General features: G+C 67.3%; 22 protein-coding genes. 10 read left to right on the top strand and 12 right to left on the bottom strand.

Translation table 11 applies throughout. From position 1 onward, the window contains the following. Window positions 1-17 precede the first annotated feature (17 nt). On the top strand, window positions 18-428 hold the full coding sequence (locus AC07PU_RS13735) for a GFA family protein (RefSeq protein ID WP_495318109.1): 411 nt from the start codon (window positions 18-20) through the stop codon (window positions 426-428). 4 nt (window positions 429-432) lie between these two features. Here AC07PU_RS13735 and AC07PU_RS13730 read toward each other — a convergent pair whose 3' ends face one another. The 9 genes from AC07PU_RS13730 to icd form a co-directional block, all read right to left on the bottom strand. After that, window positions 433-2,115, bottom strand: a complete 1,683-nt coding sequence (locus AC07PU_RS13730) for a cyclic peptide export ABC transporter (protein ID WP_495318107.1) — start codon at window positions 2,113-2,115, stop codon at window positions 433-435. A gap of 96 nt (window positions 2,116-2,211) precedes the next feature. Next, window positions 2,212-2,772, bottom strand: coding sequence for a GNAT family N-acetyltransferase (locus tag AC07PU_RS13725; RefSeq protein ID WP_495318105.1), 561 nt, complete (start codon window positions 2,770-2,772; stop codon window positions 2,212-2,214). Further along, window positions 2,759-3,202: a DUF3574 domain-containing protein gene (locus tag AC07PU_RS13720; RefSeq protein WP_495318103.1), complete on the bottom strand. Its 444-nt coding sequence runs from the start codon at window positions 3,200-3,202 to the stop codon at window positions 2,759-2,761. The genes AC07PU_RS13725 and AC07PU_RS13720 overlap by 14 nt, the downstream gene beginning before the upstream one ends. A 16-nt stretch (window positions 3,203-3,218) precedes the next feature. Then, window positions 3,219-4,661 carry an exodeoxyribonuclease I gene (gene sbcB, locus AC07PU_RS13715; protein ID WP_296801497.1) on the bottom strand — a complete coding sequence of 481 codons (1,443 nt, stop codon included), beginning with the start codon at window positions 4,659-4,661 and terminating at the stop codon, window positions 3,219-3,221. A gap of 46 nt (window positions 4,662-4,707) precedes the next feature. Then, on the bottom strand, window positions 4,708-6,153 hold the full coding sequence (gene cls / locus AC07PU_RS13710; RefSeq protein ID WP_093342207.1) for a cardiolipin synthase: 1,446 nt from the start codon (window positions 6,151-6,153) through the stop codon (window positions 4,708-4,710). Window positions 6,154-6,333: 180 nt separating this feature from the next. Next, a complete protein-coding gene (gene clpA / locus AC07PU_RS13705) occupies window positions 6,334-8,655 on the bottom strand; it encodes an ATP-dependent Clp protease ATP-binding subunit ClpA (RefSeq protein ID WP_093342208.1) in 2,322 nt (773 codons plus the stop codon). A gap of 68 nt (window positions 8,656-8,723) precedes the next feature. Continuing rightward, window positions 8,724-9,083, bottom strand: a complete 360-nt coding sequence (gene clpS / locus AC07PU_RS13700; RefSeq protein WP_093342210.1) for an ATP-dependent Clp protease adapter ClpS — start codon at window positions 9,081-9,083, stop codon at window positions 8,724-8,726. A gap of 742 nt (window positions 9,084-9,825) precedes the next feature. Further along, window positions 9,826-12,531, bottom strand: coding sequence for a type VI secretion system ATPase TssH (tssH, locus tag AC07PU_RS13695; protein ID WP_495318099.1), 2,706 nt, complete (start codon window positions 12,529-12,531; stop codon window positions 9,826-9,828). Window positions 12,532-12,875: 344 nt separating this feature from the next. After that, the gene (gene icd, locus AC07PU_RS13690; RefSeq protein WP_093342214.1) at window positions 12,876-14,135 is read right to left on the bottom strand and encodes an NADP-dependent isocitrate dehydrogenase; all 1,260 of its coding nucleotides are present in this window, start codon (window positions 14,133-14,135) and stop codon (window positions 12,876-12,878) included. Between the two features lie 223 nt (window positions 14,136-14,358). Here icd and AC07PU_RS13685 point away from each other — a divergent pair, with 223 nt between their 5' ends. From AC07PU_RS13685 to AC07PU_RS13675, 3 genes are all read left to right on the top strand, one after another. After that, window positions 14,359-14,682, top strand: a complete 324-nt coding sequence (locus AC07PU_RS13685; RefSeq protein WP_490876947.1) for a cell envelope biogenesis protein TolA — start codon at window positions 14,359-14,361, stop codon at window positions 14,680-14,682. Window positions 14,683-14,850: 168 nt separating this feature from the next. Continuing rightward, window positions 14,851-15,045, top strand: coding sequence for a hypothetical protein (locus AC07PU_RS13680; protein ID WP_093342215.1), 195 nt, complete (start codon window positions 14,851-14,853; stop codon window positions 15,043-15,045). Between the two features lie 104 nt (window positions 15,046-15,149). Further along, a complete protein-coding gene (locus AC07PU_RS13675) occupies window positions 15,150-15,620 on the top strand; it encodes a DUF192 domain-containing protein (RefSeq protein ID WP_093342217.1) in 471 nt (156 codons plus the stop codon). Window positions 15,621-15,728: 108 nt separating this feature from the next. Here the strand turns inward: AC07PU_RS13675 and AC07PU_RS13670 are convergent, their stop codons facing one another. Beyond that, window positions 15,729-16,310 (bottom strand): superoxide dismutase, encoded by a 582-nt coding sequence (locus AC07PU_RS13670; protein ID WP_208510907.1) that lies wholly within the window; start codon window positions 16,308-16,310, stop codon window positions 15,729-15,731. Between the two features lie 59 nt (window positions 16,311-16,369). Beyond that, window positions 16,370-17,674, bottom strand: coding sequence for an exodeoxyribonuclease VII large subunit (gene xseA, locus AC07PU_RS13665; protein WP_495318305.1), 1,305 nt, complete (start codon window positions 17,672-17,674; stop codon window positions 16,370-16,372). 313 nt (window positions 17,675-17,987) lie between these two features. Here xseA and AC07PU_RS13660 point away from each other — a divergent pair, with 313 nt between their 5' ends. From AC07PU_RS13660 to adk, 6 genes are all read left to right on the top strand, one after another. Next, window positions 17,988-18,620, top strand: a complete 633-nt coding sequence (locus tag AC07PU_RS13660; protein WP_093342221.1) for a MotA/TolQ/ExbB proton channel family protein — start codon at window positions 17,988-17,990, stop codon at window positions 18,618-18,620. A gap of 55 nt (window positions 18,621-18,675) precedes the next feature. Continuing rightward, the gene (locus tag AC07PU_RS13655) at window positions 18,676-19,101 is read left to right on the top strand and encodes an ExbD/TolR family protein (RefSeq protein ID WP_490876803.1); all 426 of its coding nucleotides are present in this window, start codon (window positions 18,676-18,678) and stop codon (window positions 19,099-19,101) included. A gap of 88 nt (window positions 19,102-19,189) precedes the next feature. Beyond that, window positions 19,190-20,131 (top strand): tetraacyldisaccharide 4'-kinase, encoded by a 942-nt coding sequence (gene lpxK, locus AC07PU_RS13650; protein WP_495318303.1) that lies wholly within the window; start codon window positions 19,190-19,192, stop codon window positions 20,129-20,131. Further along, complete coding sequence (locus AC07PU_RS13645) at window positions 20,112-20,294, top strand: Trm112 family protein (RefSeq protein ID WP_057596378.1); 183 nt, start codon at window positions 20,112-20,114, stop codon at window positions 20,292-20,294. Before lpxK ends, AC07PU_RS13645 begins: the two co-directional genes overlap by 20 nt. Further along, entirely contained in the window at window positions 20,291-21,058 is a 768-nt protein-coding gene (gene kdsB / locus AC07PU_RS13640) for a 3-deoxy-manno-octulosonate cytidylyltransferase (protein WP_495318095.1), read from the top strand. Before AC07PU_RS13645 ends, kdsB begins: the two co-directional genes overlap by 4 nt. A 304-nt stretch (window positions 21,059-21,362) precedes the next feature. Then, a complete protein-coding gene (gene adk / locus AC07PU_RS13635) occupies window positions 21,363-22,019 on the top strand; it encodes an adenylate kinase (RefSeq protein ID WP_093342226.1) in 657 nt (218 codons plus the stop codon). Window positions 22,020-22,092: 73 nt separating this feature from the next. Here adk and AC07PU_RS13630 read toward each other — a convergent pair whose 3' ends face one another. Next, a complete protein-coding gene (locus AC07PU_RS13630) occupies window positions 22,093-23,055 on the bottom strand; it encodes an asparaginase (RefSeq protein WP_495318093.1) in 963 nt (320 codons plus the stop codon). Window positions 23,056-23,068 lie beyond the last annotated feature (13 nt).

The raw sequence follows: 23,068 nt of genomic DNA, 5'->3' as shown, positions 1-23,068 counted from the left end.
CCCCACGAGGAGTTCGCATGAAAGTCCAGGGCGCCTGCCATTGCGGCCGCATCCGCTACGAAGCCGAGGTCGACCCCGAGAAGGTCGCGCTGTGCAACTGCACCGACTGTCAGGTGCTCTCGGGCACCGCCTACCGCGTGTCGGCCACCGTGCCGGCCGCGAGCTTCCGGCTCCTCAGCGGTACGCCGAAGGTCTACGTGAAGACGGCCGAGAGCGGCACGCGGCGGCGCCAGAGCTTCTGCGCGCACTGCGGCACGCCGATCGCATCGAGTGCGGACAGCGACACGCCGCCGGCCTACTCGCTGCGCATCGGCCCGCTGGCGCAGCGCGCGCTGCTGCCGCCGCGGCGCCGGCAATGGTGCCGCTCGGCGCTCGACTGGTCGCAAGACCTCGGCGCGCTGCCCGCGGTCGAGGGCCAGGCCACCTGAAATCTCAGGCGGCGGCGATGCGCCCGTCGCGGAAGTGCACGACGCGGTCGGCCACGCCGAAATAGCGGTCGTCGTGCGAGATGACGACCAGCGTGTGGCCCTTGGCGCGCAGTTCCGGCAGCAGCTCGGTATAGAACTGGTGGCGAAAGCTCGGATCCTGGTCGGCCGCCCATTCGTCGAACACCATCACGGGCCGCGCCTCGACCCAGGCATGCACCAGCGCGAGCCGCTTGCGCTGGCCGGTCGAGAGGTCGATGGTGCTGAAGGCGCCGTCGTTGACCGCCACCTTGCCCTCGAGCGCGAGCCGCGCCAGGCCGGCACGCGCGAGGTCGTCGCGCTGCGCGTGCGTGAGGCCGGGCTCGTCGGTCAGCGCCTCGAACAGGTGGAAGTCCGAGAGCACCGGCGAGAACAGCTGGCGGTAGGTGTCGCGGCTGGCGTCGGTCACCGCCTCGCCATCGACCGTCAGCGTGCCGGACTGCGGCAGGTAGAGGCCGGTCAGCAGCTTGAGGAAGGTGGTCTTGCCCGAGCCGTTGTCGCCCGCGATGAAGAGGATCTCGCCGCGCGCGATGCGCAGGTCGATCGGGCCGAAGACGAACGGCGCGGCGACCTGCGCGGCTTGCGCGCCGTCTTCGGCTTCCGCGGGCGTGAAGGCGTAGCGGACGCCGCTGAGCGCGATGGCCTCGGCGAAGGCCGGGCGCGACCCCGTGCCGACGACGGCATCGGCCAGACCGGGTTCCGGGCTCTCGAAGCGCTCGGTCAGTTCGGCGACCCGGACCAGCGCCACCCGCGCCCGTGCGAAGAACGGCAGGAAGCCCAGCACCTGGTCCATCGGCCCCTTGAGGTAGAGCAGCGCCAGCACGAAGCCGCTGAGCGCCTCGGCCGACAGGTTCCAGAACCGGGCCGCGCCGAAGACCACGGCGATGAACAGGAAGTACAGCGCCGAGCCGGCCTCGTGCGCGAACGAGAAGGCATCGCCGGCCTTCACGCTGGCCTGGCGGATTTCGTCGACGCTGCGCAGGATCTCGCCTTGGTAGACCTGCGCGCGACGGCCGCGGCTCAGGCGCAGTTCCTTGGCCGCGTCGCCGAGCCGGCGCCAGGCCTTGTGCAACGCGTCCTCGCCCTCGCGCGCCGCGTCGAAGCCGGCGATGGCGCGCTCGAGCGCCAGCCGGTGGATCGCGATACCGCCCGCCATCACCACGGCCAGCAGCGCCGCGAGCTGCCACGAGAGCCAGACCAGCCAGGCCAGGCAACCGAGCACGATGGTCGCGGAGACCACCGTCATCGGCAGGCCCAGGCACAGGCCGCTCACCATGCCGATGTCGTGCGTCAAGACGGGTGTCAGCCGGTGGGTGCGGAAGCGCTCGAGCTCGTCGATGGGCGCCGCGAGGATCCGCTGCGCGAGCCGGGTCCGCAGGCTGCGCAGGATGTCCTGCCCGATGCGGTTGGTGAGCGCGTCGGAAAGCACGCGCCCGGCCAGCGTGAGCAGTGCGAGGCCCACGAAGGCCAGCGCCAGGCCCGAGGCCAGTCCGCCCTCGGCGTGCAGCATGCGGTTGATGAGCGCGAGCAGCGCGACCGTCGCGGCGCTGCCGCCGACGCCCGCGAGTGTCGCCACGCCAAGGCCGAGCGCATGGCGGCGCAGCAGGCCGTTCGGGCCCAGGAAGAGATCGGTGGTGGAGGCTTGGGGCATTCGGGCTGGTTCGGCGAAACGAAGGCCGCATGGCGCGGTCCGGCAGCGAGAAGGCCGCGGATCGTAGCAGCCGGGCGAGGCCGCCCTGCCCCGGGCTCAGCCTTGCGAGTGGCCGGGCTGCAGCAAGTCGCACCACATGTGCACTTTGCCCAGCAGTTGGCCGTCGAGCGCGATCGCCAGCGGCTCGATGCCGAAAGACTGAAAGCCGCAGCGTTCGTAGAGCCGCTGGGCGGCATCGTTGCCTTCGGTCACGGTGAGCTGCACCAGGCGCAGGCCCGGCCGCTGGCGGGCATGGTCCAGCAGCGCCAGCACCAGCCGGCGGCCGAAGCCCGCCTGCCGGGCCGATTCGGCCACCGACATGCCGAACAGCGTCGCCTTGTGCCGCGCGCGCTCGCGCCGCTCGAAGCTCAGGCCGGCCGCGCCGACCAGCCCGCTGGCGTCGAAGGCGCCATAGACCACGTCGGCCGTGTCGTCGCCCGGCGCCAGCCGCTCTTCCCACCAGCGCAGCGGCAAGGCGCCGCGCTCGGCCGCCGTCGAGGTGAAGGCGCTGCGATGCCGCTCGTAGGCATCGAGCATGCGCGCGCGATAGGCCATCGCATCGGCCGGCACCAGTCGCCGGACGACATCCGTTGCGGTCTTCTGTTCAGAACCGGACACAGACGGCCTGCCTTTCCTGCAGCACGGCCTCCTGCGCGAAAGCCTGGCGGTAGGCCGCGATGACCTGGGCGATGGCCGCGTCGGCCTTGTCGTCGCGCGGATGCAGCAGCACCACGATCTTCGAGGGCTCGCGCACCACCGCGCCCGCCTCGCCGCGCCACTGGCCCACGGCGTCGATCACGGTGAGGCCCTGCGGGAAGGCCGGGGTCACGGTGCCGTCGAGGAAGCGCAACCACTCGGCCTCGGACACCTGGCCGCCGGTGGGAATGGCGCGGCCGAAATAGAGGGTGTCGCGTTCGAAGGGCGAGAGGCCTGGGGCGCAGGCCGCTGCACTTGGCGATGCGGGGAGCGAGCCGCATCCCGCCAGCGACAGCGCCAGCATCGCGGCTGCGAGTCCGCGCGGGAATCGTCGCGTCGATGGCATCGGCATGAACGACCCCGCAGGTTCAGCGCGACGGTGCGATCGCGTCGGCGTAGTCGTAGAGCGCGCCCAACAGTTCCTCGCCCTGCTCGTCCACCGTCTCGGACAGCGCATCGATCTCGGCGAACAGGCCCTCGACCGTGCGGGCACCGCCCTCGCCCTCGAACAGCCGCGCCGCGCGGTGCTCTTCCCAGCGCTGCGTCTCTTCCTCGCTCAGCGTCTCGGGCCAGTTGCGCGCGCGGTAGCGGAACACGATCTCCTCGAGCCGCCCATCGTCGAAACCGGTGCGGTCCTTCGCGAGCTCGGCCGGCGAGAGCGCGCGCAGCTGGTTGAGCCGGCGCCGGTCGCCGTTGCCGACGAAGCCGCCGTAGAGGTCCTCGTCGACATCGGGCGTGGCCTCCTTCGGCCGTTCGTAGACCTTGGCCCAGATCGCGCTCATGTCGGGCAGGTCGCGCGCGATCGCGGCATGGCGCATGGCCGTGTCGAGATCGATGCCCCAGCGCTCGGCCATGGGCGCCGCCAAGGTGCGCAGGTTGCCCACCACCATCGGCGACTTGTTGAGGTGCACGCCCTTGATCGGCAGCCGCACCACGCCCTCGGGCAGTTCGGCGGCGCGCGTGAACATGCGCAGCCGCACGGTGTCGGCATCGAGGTCGCGCAGCTCGCTCGGGTCGTGCGCGAGGTCCCAGGCCAGCAGCTCGTTCTTGTTGGTGGGATGGCTGGCCAGCGGCCACATCACGGCCAGGCAGCCGCGTTCGGCCGGGAACATGCCCGAGACGTGCAGGAAGGGCTTCGCGGTCTCGCGCACCGCCGGCAGGCCGAGCTCGCTGGCCACGCGGTCCTTGCGGTGCAGCGCGAAGGCGAAATCGAACAGCTTGGGCTGCGCGTTGCGGATCAGCCGCGCCAGCGCGATGGTGGCGCGCACGTCCGACAGCGCATCGTGCGCCGACTCGTGCAGCAGGCCATTGGCCTTGGCGAGGTCCTCGAGCTTGAAGCTGGCGCTGCCGTCCTCCTTCTTCGGCCACTGGATGCCGTCGGGCCGCAGCGCATAGGTCAGGCGCACCACGTCGAGCAGGTCCCAGCGACCGCACTCGTTCTGCCACTCGCGCGCATAGGGATCGATGAGGTTGCGCCAGAACAGGAAGCGCGTGACCTCGTCGTCGAAGCGGATGGTGTTGTAGCCCACGCCGATGGTGCCGGGCTGCGAGAAGGCACGCTCGATCTGCGCCGCGAACTCGTGCTCGGGCAGGCCGCGTTCGAGGCACAGCTGCGGCGTGATGCCGGTGATCAGCGTGGCCTCGGGACTCGGCAGGTAGTCGGGCGCGGGCTTGCAATAGATCATCAGCGGCTCGCCGATCTCGTTGAGCGCCGCGTCGGTGCGGATGGCGGCGAACTGCGAGGGCCGGTCGCGGCGCGGCACGGCGCCGAAGGTTTCGTAGTCGTGCCAGAGGAAGGTTTGAGCGGTCATGTCGTTGTGGGAAAGCGAAAGCGGATACCGGGTGCGGCGCCCGGCCTCAGAGCAGCGGCGACGACAGCCGCGCGATCGAGTCGCCGAGCCGTTGCCAAAAGGGCTGCGGCCGATGCGCGCGCACCGCGGCCGAGCTGTGCAGGTCGGTCTCGAACTGCGCCGCCAGCGGCCGGGCCAGGGCCGGACCATAAACCACGGCGCAGACCTCGAAGTTGAGCCGGAAGCTGCGGTTGTCGAAATTCGCGGTGCCGATCATCGCGCAGTCGTCGTCGACCACCAGCGTCTTGGAGTGCAGCATGCGCGCCTTGTACTCCCACACCTTCACGCCGGCGGCGATCAGTTCGTCGAAGTAGGAGCGCGCGGCGGCGCTCACGATGGCCGAATCGCTGCGCCGCGGCACCAGCAGCCGCACGTCGACGCCGCGCAGCGCGGCGCTGGTGAGCGCCATCAGCGCGGGCTCGCCGGGCACGAAATAAGGCGTGGTGAGCCAGGCGCGGTGGTTGGCGTTGTGGATCGCCTCGACGTGCATGCGGTGGATGGCCTCGAGCGTGTTGTCGGGCCCGCTGGTGACGATCTGCACCGGGATCTCGCCGGCCTCCACCTTGGGCAGCATGGCATCGAGCCCGTCGCCGAAGCTGTGCAGGTCCTCGCCGGTGGCATAGGTCCAGTCCTCCATGAAGGTGGTCTGCAGCCAGCGCACGGCACTGCCTTCCACGCGCAGGTGCACGTCGTGGTAGGCGTCGGGACGGGTGCGCTTGTCTTCCTCGTCCGTGATGTTGACGCCGCCGGTGAAGCCCACGCGGCCGTCGCACACCACGATCTTGCGGTGAGTGCGGTAGTTGGTCACCGGGCGCAGGCGACGGCCGATCTTGGTGTCGTGGAACAGCGCCACCTGCACGCCTGCGGCCAGCATCGGCGCCATGAACTTGCGGCCGATGCGCTGGGAGCCCAGCGCGTCGATCAGCAGCCGCACCTTCACGCCCTCGCCCGCGCGCGCCACCAGCAGGTCGCGCAGCGCGGTGCCGATGGTGTCGGGCTCGAAGATGTAGTACTCGAGATGCACGTGGTCGCGCGCCGCGCGCACCGCCTCGAAGATCGCGTCGAAGGTGCGCGCCCCGCCCGAGAGCAGTTCGACGCCGGTGGCGCTCGATACCGGGATGCCGCAGGTCGCGGTGCCCAGCCGCGCCATCTGCTGCAGCGCCGGTGGCGCATGCTCGGCCGCGTCGCGCAGCCGCGCCAGGTCGGCCTGCGCATTGGCGTTCGCGCGGGTGCGCAGGCGCTTGAGCCGCTGCTTGCGCAGGCGCTGCGGCCCGAGGAAGTAGTAGATGACGAAGCCCGCGAACGGCAGCAGCGCCAGCGACAGGATCCAGCTCATCGTCGACACCGGCGCGCGCTTCTGCATCACGATCCAGACCGACAGCACGGCGATGTAGCCGCTCCATGCCAGGGAGAGGCCGGTTTTCCATTCGGGACTGAGTTCGGGGAGGATCAAGGCGAAGCGATCGGACGTCGGGGCCGGCCCGAGGACACCGCAGGCATCGGGAAAAGGCGCGATCGGCCTGGCCGCACGCCGCTTTCCATCCCTGAAGCGCCCGCCCGAGGAAAAGAAAAAAGGCCGGCAGCGCGATGCTACCGGCCTTTTGAGGGCGAATGTCCCGTCGATCGGCGGGGATCAGCCGGTCGCGGCTTCCTCGGCTTCGGGCTTGGACTTGCCTTCCTTCTTCGGCAGCGGCTGGATGTCGAGCAGCACCTCGTCCTTCTCGTCGAGGTCGACTTCCAGGCGCCCGCCTTCGGTCAGGCGGCCGAACAGCAGTTCGTCGGCCAGTGCACGACGGATCGTGTCCTGGATCAGGCGCTGCATCGGCCGTGCGCCCATCAGCGGATCGAAGCCCTTCTTCGCCAGGTGCTTGCGCAGCTTGTCGGTGAACGTGACCTCGACCTTCTTCTCGGCCAGCTGCGTTTCGAGCTGCAGCAGGAACTTGTCGACCACGCGCAGGATGATCTGCTCGTCGAGCGCCTTGAAGTTGACGATGGCATCCAGCCGGTTACGGAATTCGGGCGAGAACAGGCGCTTGATGTCGCCCATTTCGTCGCCGGCCTGCCGCGGGTTGGTGAAGCCGATGGTCGCCTTGTTCATGGTCTCGGCACCCGCGTTCGTCGTCATGATGATGATGACGTTGCGGAAGTCGGCCTTGCGCCCGTTGTTGTCGGTCAGCGTGCCATGGTCCATGACCTGCAGCAGCACGTTGAAGATGTCCGGGTGCGCCTTCTCGATTTCGTCGAGCAACAGCACCGAGTGCGGCTTCTTCGTGACGGCCTCGGTCAGCAGACCGCCCTGGTCGAAACCGACGTAGCCCGGAGGCGCGCCGATCAGGCGGCTCACCGCATGACGTTCCATGTACTCCGACATGTCGAAGCGGATCAGCTCGATGCCCATGATGTAGGCGAGCTGCTTGGCCGCCTCGGTCTTGCCGACGCCCGTGGGACCCGAGAACAGGAACGAGCCGATCGGCTTGTCGCCCTTGCCCAGGCCCGAACGCGCCATCTTGACGGCCGAGGCCAGCACCTCGAGCGCCTTGTCCTGGCCGAACACCACGCTCTTGAGGTCGCGCTCGATCGTCTGCAGCTTGCCGCGGTCGTCGTTGCTGACGTTGGCCGGGGGAATGCGCGCGATCTTCGCGACGATTTCCTCGACCTCGGTCTTGCTGATGGTCTTCTTGCGCTTGCTCGCCGGCAGGATGCGTTGTGCCGCGCCCGCTTCGTCGATGACGTCGATCGCCTTGTCGGGCAGGTGACGGTCATTGATGTACTTGGCGCTCAGCTCGGCCGCGGCCTGCAGTGCGGCCACCGCGTACTTCACGCCATGGTGTTCCTCGAAGCGCGACTTCAGGCCCTTGAGGATGTCGACGGTTTCCTGCACCGAGGGCTCGACCACGTCGACCTTCTGGAAACGACGCGACAGGGCCGCATCCTTCTCGAAGATGCCGCGGTATTCGGTGAAGGTGGTCGCGCCGATGCACTTGAGCTGGCCGCTCGAGAGCGCCGGCTTGAGCAGGTTCGAGGCGTCGAGCGTGCCGCCCGAGGCCGCGCCGGCGCCGATCAGGGTGTGGATCTCGTCGATGAACAGGATCGCGTTCGGCTTGTCCTTGAGCGACTTCAGCACGCCCTTGAGGCGCTGTTCGAAGTCACCGCGGTACTTGGTGCCCGCGAGCAGCGCGCCCATGTCGAGCGAGAACACGTTCGACTCGGCCAGGATCTCGGGCACGTCGCCTTGCGTGATGCGCCATGCCAGGCCCTCGGCGATCGCGGTCTTGCCCACGCCGGCCTCGCCGACCAGCAGCGGATTGTTCTTGCGCCGGCGGCACAGGATCTGGATCACGCGCTCGACCTCGTACTCGCGGCCGATCAGCGGATCGATCTTGCCGTCCTTGGCCATCTGGTTGAGGTTCTGCGTGAACTGTTCGAGCGGCGAGGCCTTCTCGTTCTTCTCGCCGCCGCCCTCTTCGCTCTCGTTCGAAGAGGCTTCGCTGTTGCCCTTGACAGCTTCCGGCGGATCGCTCTTCTTGATGCCGTGGGCGATGAAGTTCACCACGTCGAGGCGGGTCACGCCCTGCTGGTGCAGGTAGTAGACCGCGTGCGAGTCCTTCTCGCCGAAGATCGCGACCAGCACGTTGGCGCCGGTGACTTCCTTCTTGCCGTTGCCGGTGGACTGCACGTGCATGATGGCGCGCTGGATCACGCGCTGGAAGCCCAGCGTGGGCTGGGTGTCCACATCGTCGGTACCCGCCACCTGGGGCGTGTTGTCCTTGATGAAGTTGGTGAGCGACGCCCGCAGGTCGTCGACGTTGGCCGAGCAGGCGCGCAGAACTTCCGCGGCGCTCGGGTTGTCCAGCAAAGCGAGCAGCAAATGCTCCACGGTGATGAACTCGTGGCGCTGTTGCCGGGCCTCGACGAAGGCCATGTGCAAGCTGACTTCCAGTTCCTGGGCAATCATGTGATTTCCTTTTTGCCTTGCTGTAAATAAGTTCTCAGATGGGTTGGAGCTTGCCTAAATCAACAGGTTCATTCCACGGGTTCGCTGACACATTGCAAAGGATGCCCTGCCTGCTTGGCCGCCTCCATCACCTGGTTGACCTTGGTGGCCGCCATGTCGCGGGAATAGACCCCACAGACGCCGCGGCCATCGAGGTGGATCTTGAGCATGATCTGGGTGGCGCTTTCGCGGTCCTTGCTGAAGTACTCCTGCAAGACGACGACCACGAACTCCATGGGCGTGTAGTCGTCGTTGAGCATGACCACCTGGTACATCTGGGGAGGCGCCGTTTTCTGCGGACGCCGCTCGAGGACGACCGAATCTCCGTCGTCTCGCGCCGGTTTGCGCACCGGTGGCGTGGGAGGGGTCGAAGGAATTCTCGTTGCCATGAAAAAGATTCTATAGAGCGTGCAAGCGCCGTGCCGGCTCGGGAAAAGCTGGTGGCGAGAATTCGACAAATCAAGAGGCTTGCGTCTCATACGCCGTCAAAAATCCGTTCAACGGATTTTGACGATATCCAGCGCGGATATTCCGCGGAACAGGCTTTCGGGGGACCGGCAATTTGGGCCTTTGGGCGTGTTCGGCGGGCGGCAGTTCCGCTGGGAAATCGGTGATTTCCTTGGCGCCGAGGTCTTGCAGCCGGGGTTCTGGGCCGGAATGGGCTCCACAGCTCGAGAGCGCGTCCGCCTTTTTTCGCCGCGCCTATCGGGCCGAATGGCTTCCTCCACCGCCTGCCTCGGGGTCCTCGCCCCTGCGTCCTGTCCGTAAACATCACGCCGACAGCCCGCCGTCTCACCCGTCGGCAGCCAGAGCGTTCACAAGCCCGGGGGTTCACCTGCAACAACTTCGGCAGGCAGCACGGCCGGCACCGGCGAGGTGCGCCAGCGGAATGCCCCCTGCAGCGCCGCCCCGTCGGAGACGCAAATGGCTTGCCAAACTGTTCCAACTGACGCGGTTCGGGTGCGTCGGCGCAGCGCTCGCCAACCGATTCGGCGCCGCCTCGGGTCGCCACCCGACAGCCGCCTGGGTTCAGGCGTCCGTTTTCAACGGAAATCCGTAGCAATCCACCCGCAGATGTATGTCACGCCCGGTTGAAATTCAAGCCGAGGGATGAACCCAGGTGAAAGCACCTCAGGCGTACTCGATGTGGCAGGCGATGCGTTTCCCGGCACCGCTTGGCGATCCGTCCGCAAGCATCTCGGCGCCATGGCTTCGGAGGCTCACATGCATGCGGACGATCTCGCGCTTGTCCCGCAGTGCGTCGAGCCAATGCCCCGACAGAACCGGCAACAGCTGCTGCTCCATGAACGCGACGAGTTGCCGCGCGCCGGTGTCATGGACCCGGCATCGCCCGATGACATGAGCGACGAGATCGTCCGCGTAGCTCAGATCGATGCCGTGCTGCTCACCCATCCGGTCCGCGATGCGCTGCAGATGCAGCGCGGCGATGCCGGCCATGACGGGCGTCGACAGCGGCAGGTATGGCACCACCGTCACGCGGTCGAGAAAGCCAGCGGAAAAGACGCGGCGCAACGGAACCGCCAGGCCTGAACACAAGGCGTCGGCCGAGGGCATCGCCGCCGGGTTCCTGCAGGCGTGCTCGATGAAAGCCGAGCCGACGCTGCTGGTGAGCAAGATCGTGGTGTGGCGAAAGTCGACGCGTTGTCCTTCGCCGTCCTCCAGCCATCCCTTGTCGAACACCTGGCAGAAGACCTCGTGCACGTCGGGATGGGCCTTCTCGACCTCGGCCAGCAGCACGACGCCATAGGGCCGGCGGCGAACGGCCTCCGTGAGCACGCCGACCTCCCCGTATCCGACGCTGCCCGAAGGTGCGCCCCGAAGCATCGCCACGCTGTGAGGCTCCTGGAACTCGCTCATGTTCAGGGTGATGAGGGTCTGCTCGCCGCCGTGCATCGCCTCGGCCAAGGCCAGCGCCGTTTCGGTCTTGCCGACACCGGGAGGCCCGGCCAGTAGGAACACGCCGGCGGGCTTGCACGGATCCGTGAATCGCGCGTGCGCCGCCTGGATGCGCCGCGCGATGATGTCGAGCGCGCCCGCCTGCCCGAGCACGCGCTGCTCGAGCACCTGCCGCAGCTGAAGCATGGCCAGGACCTCGTCGGTGAGCAGCCGCCCGGTGGGGATACCGGTCCACTCGGCGACGATCTTTGCAACCACCGCTTCGTCGACCTGAAGGAAGACTTGCGGCGTGTCTTGCTGAAGGCCTTGAAGCTCCTGCTCGAGCACCGATGAATCGAGGTGCGGAAGATGGTCCGGCTCACCCTCCCCCTCCGTTCTTTCTTCTACCCTCAGCGCCTGGATCTGCCGGACCAGCGCCTTCTCCCCCCGCCACTTGTTCTTCTGCGCCCTGAGCTCATCGCGGATCTGCTCGAGCGAATCGCGCACCGCGATCAGCCGTGCCAGCCGGGTCTCGCAACCCCGGGCCATCCTGGTTTCGTCGCGCAGCAGCCCGACCTCGACCGCAAGCGCCGCGATCCGCTGTCGCAGGCCCGTTACGGCCGGTGGCGGCACGTGCAGCGACATGGCTACGCGCGCACAGGCCGTGTCGAGCAGGCCAATGGCCTTGTCGGGCAACTGCCGCGCAGGCAGGTAGCGATGCGACAACACGACAGCGGCGCGCACCGCTTCGTCGAGCACGGTCACGCCATGGTGCACGGCGAAGGTGGCGGCGAATCCCCGCACCATGTCGATGGCGTCTGCCGCCTGCGGCTCCATGATCTGCAGCACCTGGAAGCGGCGCGCGAGCGCCGGATCCTGTTCGACGTGACGCCTGCATTCGCGCCGATTGGTGGCGCCGATGACGCGCAACGCACTGCGCGCAAGAACCGACCTCAGGAGATTGGCGGTATCTCGCGCTGCATCCCGGTCACCTGCGCCGACCAACGCATGCAACTCCTCGATGAACAGGATCACCGGCCGAGTCGACTGCGTCGCTTCCTGCAGCAACGCCTCGAGCCTGTGCTCGAACTCGCCCTGCGCGCCGGCCCCGGACAACAATGCGCCGACGTCGAGGCTCAGCAGTCGCGCATGGCGCAACTTCGGCGGGACCTCGGCTCTGGCGATCGCCAGCGCGAGCCCCTCGACGACCGCGGTCTTGCCCACGCCGGCCTCGCCGGTGAGCAAAGGGTTGTTCTGGCGCCGACGCAACAGGATGTCGACCATGGTGGCGATCTCCTGGCCACGGCCGATGACGGGGTCGATCCGCTCCGCGCGTGCATGCTCGGTGAGATCGGCGCAGTAGGCGGCCAGCGCGGAGCTGGCCGGGGTGACTGCTGCCATCGCGAGACCGGCTTCGCCGGGAAACACCGACACGGTGTCCGAGCCATCGCGAGGTCCTTCCGCTTCTTCGGGTGACCCCTTCACGAGCGCGAGCAGTTCATCGGGCCGCCGTTCGATCGCCAGGGCGCGAAATGCGGGCGAGATCTCGAACAGCACACGCCGGAGCTCCGGGGTCTGCAACAGCGCGCTCATCAGTTGCACTCCGCGGATGCAACGGCTGCCAAACTCGAGACTGGACAAGAGCCAGGCGCGCTCGATCGCCGCTTCGATGTGGTGCGAGAAGTCGCTCAACGACGAAGTGCCGGCGGGCAGGCACGACAAAGCTGCAGCAAAACCCTTGTCGAGCAGCTGCAGGCTGATGCGATGGTGATGGCACAGGCGATGCAGGTCGCCATCGCCGGCCTGCCGGAGCTGATGCAGCCAGTGCACGAGTTCGACATGCGGATTGCCGCGCAGCTTCGCGAACGCCGTCGCCGATTCGATCGCGCGAAACAGCGTGGGGTCGAGCTTCAGGAACAGTGCTCGCCGAGACAAGATCATGGCTGGCCATCCCCTCGCTCACGCTGCATGCATGCCTGCGCGAAGCGATGCACGGCTTGCGCGCATGGCGGCATCGATCGCGACTTCTTCCTGCCCCTCATCGTGCACTCCCCTGATCCTCGATGCGCACGATTCTGTCGAGGCAGTAGCGTGTTTTTTCGTCCCCAGTTTTCAGCAATAGTTAAATGCGCACAGGCATCACCTCGTCCGTGATCTTTGCCCCCAACGAGTCTTTCCGGACCGTCAAAAGAGACCCGCGCGGCAAAGAAAAAGCCCCCGAGGCTCGTGAGAACCTCGGGGGCTTGTGACTGTCGCTTCGGCGTTCGAGGACGCCAAGGGCGGGATCACATGTTGTCGATCATCACCTGGCCGAAGCCCGAGCAGCTCACCTGCGTGGCACCGTCCATCAGGCGGGCGAAGTCATAGGTGACCTTCTTGCTGGCAATCGACTTTTCCATCGCGCTGATGATCAGGTCGGCGGCTTCCTTCCAGCCCATGTGGCGCAGCATCATTTCGGCCGAGAGGATTTCGGAACCGGGGTTCACGTAGTCCTTGCCGGCGTACTTGGGCGCGGTGCCGTGGGTGGCTTCGAACATGGCGACGGTGTCGCTCAGGTTCGCGCCCGGGGCGATGCCGATGCCACCGACCTGCGCGGCCAGCGCGTCGGACACGTAGTCGCCGTTGAGGTTGAGCGTGGCGATGACGCTGTACTCGGCGGGACGCAGCAGGATCTGCTGCAGGAACGCGTCGGCGATGCTGTCCTTGACGGTGATGTCCTTGCCGCTCTTCGGGCTCTTGAACTTCATCCACGGGCCGCCGTCGATGAGTTCCGCGCCGAATTCCTTCTGGGCCAGGGCGTAGCCCCAGTCACGGAAGCCACCTTCGGTGAACTTCATGATGTTGCCCTTGTGCACCAGCGTGACGCTCGACTTGTCGTTGTCGATCGCGTATTGCAGCGCCTTGCGCACCAGGCGCTCGGTGCCTTCCCTCGACACCGGCTTGACGCCGATGCCCGAGGTGTCGGGGAAACGGATCTTCTTGACGCCCATTTCCTCTTGCAGGAACTTGATGAGCTTCTTGGCCTTGTCGCTCTCGGCTTCGAACTCGATGCCGGCGTAGATGTCTTCCGAGTTCTCGCGGAAGATGACCATGTTGGTCTTGTGCGGCTCGCGAACCGGGCTGGGCACGCCTTCGAAGTACTGGATGGGGCGCAGGCAGACGTAGAGGTCGAGTTCCTGGCGCAGCGCGACGTTCAGCGAACGGATGCCGCCGCCGACGGGGGTGGTCAGCGGGCCCTTGATCGAAACGACGTAGTCGCGCACGGCGTGCAGCGTTTCCTCGGGGAGCCAGACATCGGGACCGTAGACCTTGGTCGACTTTTCGCCGGCATAGACTTCCATCCAGTGGATCTTCTTCTTGCCGCCGTAGGCCTTGGCCACCGCAGCATCCACCACCTTCAGCATCACGGGCGTGATGTCCAGTCCAGTGCCGTCGCCTTCGATGAAGGGAATGATCGGCTGGTCGGGCACATTGAGCGAGTTGTCGGCGTTGACCGTGATCTTCTGGCCTTCGGTCGGGACTTTGATGTGCTGGTAGCTGGACATGAGGGGAGGAAGACTCCGGAGTGGAAGTAATTCGGTGACGACTGTCTGCGAATTCAGACAGCGAGGGGGATTCGCTGTACAGCCCGCGAACAAATCGCTGTACATTTTAGACGCAACCCATCAGTGGGCGTTTGTCAACCTGCGGGCCGCCGGCCTCGTTAGTGCCTGACCTTCTGCTCGCCGGGAGGCGTTTCCAACCAATTCTCGATAGAGGAATCCATCAATGAGCAAACTTCTCGCAGTCATGATCGCTGGCCTGTTCGCAGCCGGCGCCTATGCCCAAAACCCGGCTGGCACCACCCCCGAGCAAGGGAACGCCAGCAACAGCAAGGCGCAGCAACGCGCTGAAGCCCGCAAGGACGCACGTCCCGCTGGCAAGGTGGCCGCTCCCGCTGGCGACATCGCCAAGACGCCCGAAGGCGGCGCCATCGGCACCGACAAGGCTGCTACCTCCGGCGAGAAGCGCGCTGAAAGCCGCGACCAACGTCGTCGCAACAAGGACGGCAGCGTGAAGCGCAAGTCGACCCAAGGCGGCACGCCCAACTAAGGATTCGTCCTCTTGAAAGAAAGCGCTCCATCGGGGCGCTTTTTTTTCGCCCCTCATTTTTTGCTCATTCTTCGGGGGCCCGCACTGTCAACCGCAACGAATGCTTTTCGTTGAACATGCACCTCCACAGGGAGGTGGTCCATATCTAACAATCTCAAAGGATTTGTCATGAAGAAGCTGTTCGCTGCCCTGGTCGCCGGTCTTGTCGCATTCGGTGCCTTTGCCCAACAACCCGAACCCGCCGCAGCAGCTCCCGCCGCTGCCGCCACCAAGGCCAAGGCGCCGGCCAAGAAGCACGCCGCCGCCAAGAAGCACAAGGCTCGCAAGGTCGCCAAGGCCCACGTCGCCACCAAGAAGGCGTAAGCTAGCCGCCTTCACAGGCCATGCCCGCCAGGCCCGCTTCCGCGGGCTTTTTTCATGGGGCCGGGCACGGCCTTCTTTGTATGGAAGAGTCTGAAAGAACCCCGATGCTCCAGCGTTTTGCCGCCCTGTTGGCCTTCTCCGTCGCCGCTTCCGCCGCCCTGCTCGCTCCGGCCCACGCCCAGCAGGAACCCCAAACCAACCTCGCCCGCACCAAGCTGTCGATCGGCCTGTACACCATCGATGCGCAGATCGCCCAGGCGCCGGTCGAGCGTCAGGTCGGCCTGATGTTCCGCAAGGAGATGCCGCAGGCCGAAGGCATGATCTTCGTGTTCGAGCAGCCGGCCACCCAGTGCTTCTGGATGCGCAACACGCTGCTGCCGTTGACCGCCGCCTTCGTGGCCGAGGACGGCCGCATCGTCAACCTGGCCGACATGAAGCCGCAGACCGACGACTCGCATTGCTCCGAGGAGCCGGTGAAGTACGTGCTCGAAATGAACCAGGGCTGGTTCAAGAAGAAGAACATCAAGAAGGGCGCGAAGATCACCGGCGAGCTGTTCGCCGCGGGCAAGCGCTGAGTCCCCTCGCTGGCCGCACACCGCCGACCGATTTCGGTTGGCCCAACAAAAAGCCCCGCGTCGCGGGGCTTTTTCATGAAGGCACCGCGATGGTGCCCCTCGTCGATCTCAGCCGAAGTTCTTTTCGGCGAAGTCCCAGTTGACCAGCTTGGCCAGGAAGGTCTCGACGAACTTGGGACGCAGGTTGCGGTAGTCGATGTAGTAGGCGTGTTCCCAGACGTCGACCGTCAGCAGCGCCGTGTCGGCGGTCGTCAGCGGCGTGCCGGCGGCGCCGGTGTTCACGATGTCCACGCTGCCGTCGGGCTTCTTCACCAGCCAGGTCCAGCCCGAGCCGAAGTTGCCCACGGCCGACTTCACGAAGGCTTCCTTGAAAGCGTCGAAGCTGCCCCACTTGGCATCGATGGCCTTGGCCAGCGCGCCGCTGGGAGCACCGCCGCCTTGCGGCTTCATGCAGTTCCAGAAGAAGGTGTGGTTCCAGATCTGGGCCGAGTTGTTGTAGATGCCGCCGCTGGACTTCTTGACGATCTCTTCGAGCGTGAGCGACTCGAACTCGGTGCCCTTCTGCAGGTTGTTGAGGTTCACCACATAGGCGTTGTGGTGCTTGCCGTAGTGGTACTCGAGGGTCTCCTTCGAGTACTCGGGTGCCAGCGCGTCGAGGGCGTACGGCAGGGGGGGGAGCACATGTTCCATGGTTTTTTCTCGTGGGTTGGTTGTGGGGAATCAATGATTCTAGAAAGGAATCGTGGCACTCACGTCGGACGCGTTCCCGTCGCGCCGCGTGACCCGACGGTCAGATCGACGGAGCCATCGGCCAGGCGGGCAACGACGGCATCGCCGGGTGAGAGCGCCTTCGCGCTGACCACGGCGCGCCCGTCGGCGTCGGTGATCCAGGCATAGCCGCGCTGCAGCACGAGCGCGGGATCGAGCAGGCGCAGCCGCAGCGCGACACGCTCCAGGCGCTCGCGGCGCTGCACCAGCGCGCGCTCGAACTTCGAAGGGAAATCGTTGGCCAGCGTCTGCGCCGCCTGCGAATGCCGCTGCGTCCTCGACAGCACCGCGTAGTGCAGGCGCTGCGCATGGTGCGCGAGCCGCAACTGCTGCCGAGCCACCAGCGACGAAGGACGGCCGAGCCGGCCCGCGGCCTGGTCGAGCCGCTGGCCCAGCACGTCAAGCCGCGCGCCGATGGCGTCGTCGAGCCGCTCCTCGAGCAAGGTCAGGGCATCGAGCCACAGCGCCTGCGGCGCGCTGACCAGCTCGGCCGCGGCGGTAGGCGTCGGCGCGCGCAGGTCGGCGCAGAAATCGGCGATGGTGAAGTCGGTCTCGTGGCCCACGCCGCTGATCAGCGGCACCGGGCTCTGCACGATGGTGCGGGCCAGGCTCTCGTCGTTGAAGGCCCAGAGGTCCTCGATCGATCCACCGCCGCGCACCAGCAGGATGACGTCGACCGCCGGTTGCATCGCGTAGAGCGATTGCAGCGCGCGCACCAGTTCGCCGGGTGCAGCGGCGCCCTGCACCGCCGCGGGCGCCACCGTCACGGGAATGTGGGGCACACGCCGGCGCAACGCGGTCACCACGTCATGGAGCGCCGCGGCGCCCAGCGAGGTGACGACGCCGATCGCGCGCGGCATCACCGGCAGCGCGCGCTTGCGCGCCGGGTCGAACAGCCCCTCGGCCTCGAGACGCGCCTTCCGCTGGAGGAACTGCTCGAACAGGGCGCCCTGCCCGGCCCGGCGCAGGCTTTCGACCACCAGTTGCAGATCGCCGCGCGGCTCGTAGACCGCGAGACGCCCGCGCACCTCGACCTGGTCGCCGTCGCGCGGCGAGAAATCGAGCAGGCCGGCCGCACGGCGGAACATGGCGCAGCGCAGTTGGCCCGACTCGTCCTTGAGCGAGAAGTAACAATGTCCACTCGCCGCACGCGAAAAACCGGAGATTTCGCCGCGCACGGACACCGGATTGAAGCGGGCATCGAGCGCATCGGCGACCGCGCGGCACAACGCGCCGACGGCCCAGACGCGCGGTCCGGAAACCGGATTGGGGTCACGCAAGTTCACAAAACCGCCGAATCGTGATTTGGCACTCTTCCACAACGGGTGCCGTGGCTCGGGCGCCAGGCCCCTGGGGTCGGACAATTGCACGGTTTCTCGTGCAAGTTGTTGATTTCATTTAAAAAAGCGGTGCCCAAAATTCAATCGATCTAATGGAAAGCCCAGTTGGCGCGGCTCGCGGCGACTTGCGCAGCGGGTTAATCACAAAGTTATCCACAGAATCTGTGCGTCTTGGCCGACACGCAAACAAGCCGTGTGGCGATGGTGGGCTCAGTGGATAATCGCCGCGCATTGACAGCCTACGGGGCCGGAGGATTCCTTGTTTTCCATCATAGTTGCTGCAGGTTGGCCCATCTGGCCGCTGCTCGCTTGCTCGGTGATTGCACTCGCACTCGTTATAGAACGTTTCACAAGTCTCAAGACAGTGAAGGTGCTTCCGCCCAAGCTGCTCGACGAAACCATCACCGTGTCGCACAACGCGGTACCCGGCCCCGATGTGGTGACCAAGCTGGAGAACAACTCGATGCTCGGCCAGGTGCTGGCCGCCGGCTTGCGGGCGCTGAACGCCAATCCGCGCTGCACCGAGGACGACCTGCGCGCCGCCATGGAAGCCTCGGGCCGCACCGTGGCGCACCGGCTGGAACGCTACCTGCCCGCCCTCGCCACCATCGCCTCGGCCGCCCCGCTGCTCGGGCTGCTGGGCACGGTGATCGGCATGATCGAGATCTTCGGCTCGCAGTCGCCGACCAGCGGCGCGGTCGGCTCGGGCAACCCGGCGCAGCTCGCGCACGGCATTTCGATCGCGCTCTACAACACGGCCTTCGGCCTGATCGTCGCGATCCCGACCCTGATCTTCTGGCGCTACTTCCGCAGCCGCGTCGACGAGTACCTGCTGAACCTGGAACTCTCGGGCGAGCGCTTCGCGCGCCATCTCAACGCGATGCGCAAATGAGGGCGCCCCCCGCCTTCATGGCCGCCACCGGGAGCGCCCGGTGAGCCGCGGCCGCATGCAGTTTCGCCATGGCGCGCGCGACGAGCCCGAGATCAACCTGATCCCGTTCATCGACGTGCTGCTGGTGGTGCTGATCTTCCTGATGCTGTCGACCACCTACAGCAAGTTCACCGAGATGCAGCTGCGGCTGCCGACGGCGGACGTGGACGCGCAGCGCGACTACCCGAAGGAAGTGATCGTCGGCGTGTCGGCCGACGGGCGCTATTCGGTCAACAAGACACCCGTGCCCGACCGCAGCGTGGACACCGTGGCGGCGGCGCTCGCCGCGGCCGCCACTGGCGGCAAGGACAGCGTGGTGATCATCAGCGCCGATGCCAGCAGCCCGCACCAGGCCGTGGTCACGGTGATGGAGGCCGCGCGCCGCGCGGGCCTGATGCAGATCACCTTCGCCGCCCAGTCGACGGCGCAAGCCGGGCACTGAGTTGCCGTCGCAGGGGCGCAACGGCACCCACGCCGGCGCAACCGCCTCGCGGCTTCGGCGCGCCTGGCTGTCGCGCGGTCCGCTGGCGATGTTGCTGTGGCCGCTGTCCCTGCTCTTTCGCACGCTGGTGGCGCTGCGCGCGCTGCTTTATCGCCTCGGCTGGCTGCGCACCGAACGTGTACCGGTGCCGGTGGTGATCGTCGGCAATGTGATCGCCGGCGGCGCGGGCAAGACGCCGGTGGTGATGGCCGTGGTGCAGCATCTGCGCGCGCGCGGCTGGCAGGTCGGCGTGGTGTCGCGCGGCTACGGCCGGCACACGGACGACTGCCGCGAAGTCCTGCCCGACAGCGATCCGCGCGAGGTCGGCGACGAGCCGGCACTGATCCGGCGCAGCACCGGCGCGCCAGTGTTCGTGGCGAGGCGTCGCGCCGAGGCCGCGCGCGCGTTGCTCGCCGCCCACCCCGCCACGCAGGTCGTCGTCAGCGACGACGGCCTGCAGCATCTGGCGCTGGCGCGCGATATCGAAATCTGCGTGTTCGACGACCACGGCATCGGCAACGGCTGGCTGCTGCCGGCCGGCCCCTTGCGCGAACCCTGGCCGCGCGATTGCGACCTGGTGCTGCACAGCGGCGAGCACCCCGCATTCCCCAGCGGCTTCACCGCCACCCGTCAACTGGCGACCTACGCGATGGCCAGCGACGGCGCCCGGACGCCGCTGGCCTCGCTGGCTTCGCGCCCCATCACGGCGCTGGCGGCGATAGCGCGGCCCGAAGCCTTCTTCGAGATGCTGCGCGCGCAAGGCATCGAACCCGAACGAACCATCGCCCTGCCCGATCACCACGATTTCGCCGACTGGCATAACGACGTGCCGGCCGGCCATCTGCTGCTCTGCACAGAGAAGGACGCGGTCAAGCTCTGGCGCAAGGAGCCTGGTGCGCTGGCCGTGCCGCTGCTGTTCGCGCCCTCCGAAGCCTTCCTTGCGGCGCTCGACGCAAAGCTATCATCGACCGATGGACACCAAGCTGCTTGAACTGCTCGTCTGCCCCGTCACCAAGGGCCCCCTGACCTGGAATCCGGAGAAGCAGGAACTCTGTTCGCGCAGCGCGCGCCTGGCCTATCCGGTGCGCGACGGCATTCCGGTGCTGCTCGAGAACGAGGCCCGCACCCTGTCCGACGACGAGCTCGGGCTGTGAGCTTCACGGTTCTGGTGCCGGCCCGGCTGGCGTCGACGCGGTTGCCCGACAAGCCGCTGGCCGACATCGCGGGCGTACCGATGGTGGCGCGTGTGGCGCAGCGAGCGGCGCAGTCCGGCGCGGCGCGCGTGGTGGTGGCGGCGGACCATGCCTCGATCCTCGCGGCCTGCCAGACCCACGGGGTGGAGGCGATTCTCACCCGTCAGGACCACCCGAGCGGCAGCGACCGCCTCGCCGAAGCCTGCGAACAGCTCGGCCTCGACGGCGACGCGGTGGTGGTCAACGTGCAGGGCGACGAGCCGCTCATCGACCCGGCGTTGATCGACGCCGTGGCCGCGGCGCTCCTCGCACGGCCCGACGCCGCCATGAGTACCGCGGTGCATGCGATCGATTCGGTGGCCGACTATCTCAATCCGAACGTCGTGAAGGCCGTGCTCGACGCGCAGGGCAATGCGCTCTATTTCAGCCGCGCGCCGATTCCCTGGTGGCGCGATGGTGCCGCGCCGGGCGTGCCTCCGACGCAACTGCCTTCGCCCGCGCCACTGCGCCACATCGGCATCTACGGCTACCGCGCGGGGTTCGTGCGCCGGTTTCCCTCGCTGCCGCCCTCGCCGCTCGAAACCATCGAGGCGCTCGAGCAACTGCGCGCGCTGTGGCATGGGCATCGCATCGCGGTGCATGTGAGCGATGCGGCGCCGGGACCGGGCGTGGACACGCTGGAAGACTTGGCACGGGTGCGAGCACTGTTCGGCGCCGCGAACTGAGCGCTGGCCTAGCGGCGGCCGGCCGCTGCGATCAGTCACGCGGATGCCATCCAGGCCTGGAAGTTCCAGGCTTCGAACGGCAGTCCAATCTTCGGCCAACTTGCCCGATCCATCCACGAAGAGCCGGCTTCGGAGCGCAAGGCGTCTCGATCATCGCTTTCGGGCCATCGCCATCGCGGGTGCCTGGCGAAATTGTTCACGGGGCCGCGTGCTATCCTCGACGCAACTCCGTCCGTGGCACCTTGTCTTCATCGAAGGGTGCCTGCGCGACGTGACACAAATCCAAGAACCCTCCGAGGACACCATGAGACTGATTTTGTTGGGCGCGCCCGGGGCGGGCAAAGGCACGCAGGCGGCCTTCATTTGCCAGAAGTACGGCATTCCGCAGATTTCCACCGGCGACATGCTGCGCGCCGCCGTCAAGGCCGGCACCCCGCTGGGCCTGCAGGCCAAGGCCGTGATGGATGCGGGCGCGCTGGTCAGCGACGACCTCATCATCAATCTCGTGAAGGAACGCATCGCCCAGCCCGACTGCGCCGAAGGCTTCCTGTTCGACGGCTTCCCACGCACCATTCCGCAAGCCGACGCGATGAAGGCCGCGGGCGTCAAGCTCGACTACGTGCTCGAGATCGACGTGCCCTTCAGCGACATCATCGAACGCATGAGCGGCCGGCGCTCGCACCCGGCCTCGGGACGCACCTACCACCTCAAGTTCAACCCGCCCAAGGTCGAAGGCAAGGACGACCTGACCGGCGAGGAACTGATCCAGCGCAAGGACGACGAGGAAGAGACCGTGCGCACGCGGCTCGACGTCTACAGTCAGCAGACGCGTCCGCTGGTCGACTACTACTCGGCCTGGGCCAAGACCGATCCAGCCGCCGCGCCGAAGTACCGCGCCATCCAGGGCGTGGGCACGGTCGAAGAGATCACGCAACGTGCACTGGCCGCACTGAGCAGCTGATCCCCGACTCGAATCGCAAGCCGCGTGCGGGCCTCGAGGCCCGCGACGCGGCTTTTTCTTTGGCGTCCCGACTTCAGAGCAGCTCGAGCGTCAGCGCTATGCGCGCCTTGACGGGCGTCAGCGCGCCCGCATCGCGCAGGCGGTCGCCCGACTTGGGCAGGATGCGCCCTTGCGTGCAGCGGGTGGCGCGCAGCACCGCGATGCCGGCCTCCTGCGCCTCGAGCGCCGCCGCCTCGAGCGCATGGTGCAGCGTGCCGTTGCCGGTGGTCGCCAGCACGAGGCCGCGTAGCGGCGAGGTGGCGGTGCCATCGGCACGCAGCGCATGAATCAACGCGCCGCTCGCGCCCGCGTGGCTCATCACGATCTCCACGCGCGGCCATGCGGCCTCGTCCTCGGGAAGACGGTCGAGGGCTGCGCCTGCTTCCGAAGCCGGCCAGTCACGCATGCGCCGTACCTCGCCCTCCTCCACGTAGCCCACCGGCCCCGCGTCGCCCGCGTCGAAGGCATCGAGCCGATAGGTGTGCACCTTCTGCACGTCGAAGGCACCGAGCACCGTGCCCGCGCATACCGCGGTCACGCCCTGCGCGCCCGGTGTCGCGGCCACGGCGATCGCATCGCGCACGTTCTGCGGACCGTCGGGCGACAGCGCGGAGGCCGGGCGCATGGCGCAGGTCAGCACGATGGGCTTGCGCGGCGCCAGCACCGACTGGAGGAAGAAGGCGGTCTCCTCGAGCGTGTCGGTGCCATGGGTGACCACCACGCCGGCCACGTCGGGCTGCGCCAGCCAGTGGGCGCAGCGCAGCGCCAGCGCGCGCCAGATCGCGAAGGACATGTCCTTGCTGTCGACCTGCGCCACCTGCTCCGCCGCCAGCGTCACGCCAGCGGGCGCCTCGATGCCGCCGAGCAGGTCGGCCACGCCCACCTCGCCGGCGGTGTAGCCGATGTTGTCGCCACTGTTCGCCGCGCGGCCCGAGATGGTGCCGCCGGTGCCGAGCACCACCACGCACCGCGGATTCGAGAGGGATGAATTCACCATGGCTTGCCAACTT

This window comes from Variovorax sp. GW821-FHT10D07, from assembly GCF_059415325.1.
The sequence above is the reverse complement of the archived record's forward strand: the minus strand, read 5'-3'. Positions and strand labels throughout refer to the sequence as shown.

Excerpts from the sequence above, each read along its gene's own strand:
- AC07PU_RS13735 (WP_495318109.1), top strand. The coding sequence starts at position 18 with ATGAAAGTCCAGGGCGCCTGCCATTGCGGCCGCATCCGCTACGAAGCC.
- AC07PU_RS13730 (WP_495318107.1), bottom strand. The coding sequence starts at position 2,115 with ATGCCCCAAGCCTCCACCACCGATCTCTTCCTGGGCCCGAACGGCCTG.
- AC07PU_RS13720 (WP_495318103.1), bottom strand. The coding sequence starts at position 3,202 with ATGCCGATGCCATCGACGCGACGATTCCCGCGCGGACTCGCAGCCGCG.
- sbcB (WP_296801497.1), bottom strand. The coding sequence starts at position 4,661 with ATGACCGCTCAAACCTTCCTCTGGCACGACTACGAAACCTTCGGCGCC.
- clpA (WP_093342208.1), bottom strand. The coding sequence starts at position 8,655 with ATGATTGCCCAGGAACTGGAAGTCAGCTTGCACATGGCCTTCGTCGAG.
- clpS (WP_093342210.1), bottom strand. The coding sequence starts at position 9,083 with ATGGCAACGAGAATTCCTTCGACCCCTCCCACGCCACCGGTGCGCAAA.
- tssH (WP_495318099.1), bottom strand. The coding sequence starts at position 12,531 with ATGATCTTGTCTCGGCGAGCACTGTTCCTGAAGCTCGACCCCACGCTG.
- icd (WP_093342214.1), bottom strand. The coding sequence starts at position 14,135 with ATGTCCAGCTACCAGCACATCAAAGTCCCGACCGAAGGCCAGAAGATC.
- AC07PU_RS13685 (WP_490876947.1), top strand. The coding sequence starts at position 14,359 with ATGAGCAAACTTCTCGCAGTCATGATCGCTGGCCTGTTCGCAGCCGGC.
- AC07PU_RS13680 (WP_093342215.1), top strand. The coding sequence starts at position 14,851 with ATGAAGAAGCTGTTCGCTGCCCTGGTCGCCGGTCTTGTCGCATTCGGT.
- AC07PU_RS13675 (WP_093342217.1), top strand. The coding sequence starts at position 15,150 with ATGCTCCAGCGTTTTGCCGCCCTGTTGGCCTTCTCCGTCGCCGCTTCC.
- AC07PU_RS13670 (WP_208510907.1), bottom strand. The coding sequence starts at position 16,310 with ATGGAACATGTGCTCCCCCCCCTGCCGTACGCCCTCGACGCGCTGGCA.
- AC07PU_RS13655 (WP_490876803.1), top strand. The coding sequence starts at position 18,676 with ATGCAGTTTCGCCATGGCGCGCGCGACGAGCCCGAGATCAACCTGATC.
- lpxK (WP_495318303.1), top strand. The coding sequence starts at position 19,190 with ATGTTGCTGTGGCCGCTGTCCCTGCTCTTTCGCACGCTGGTGGCGCTG.
- AC07PU_RS13645 (WP_057596378.1), top strand. The coding sequence starts at position 20,112 with ATGGACACCAAGCTGCTTGAACTGCTCGTCTGCCCCGTCACCAAGGGC.
- adk (WP_093342226.1), top strand. The coding sequence starts at position 21,363 with ATGAGACTGATTTTGTTGGGCGCGCCCGGGGCGGGCAAAGGCACGCAG.
- AC07PU_RS13630 (WP_495318093.1), bottom strand. The coding sequence starts at position 23,055 with ATGGTGAATTCATCCCTCTCGAATCCGCGGTGCGTGGTGGTGCTCGGC.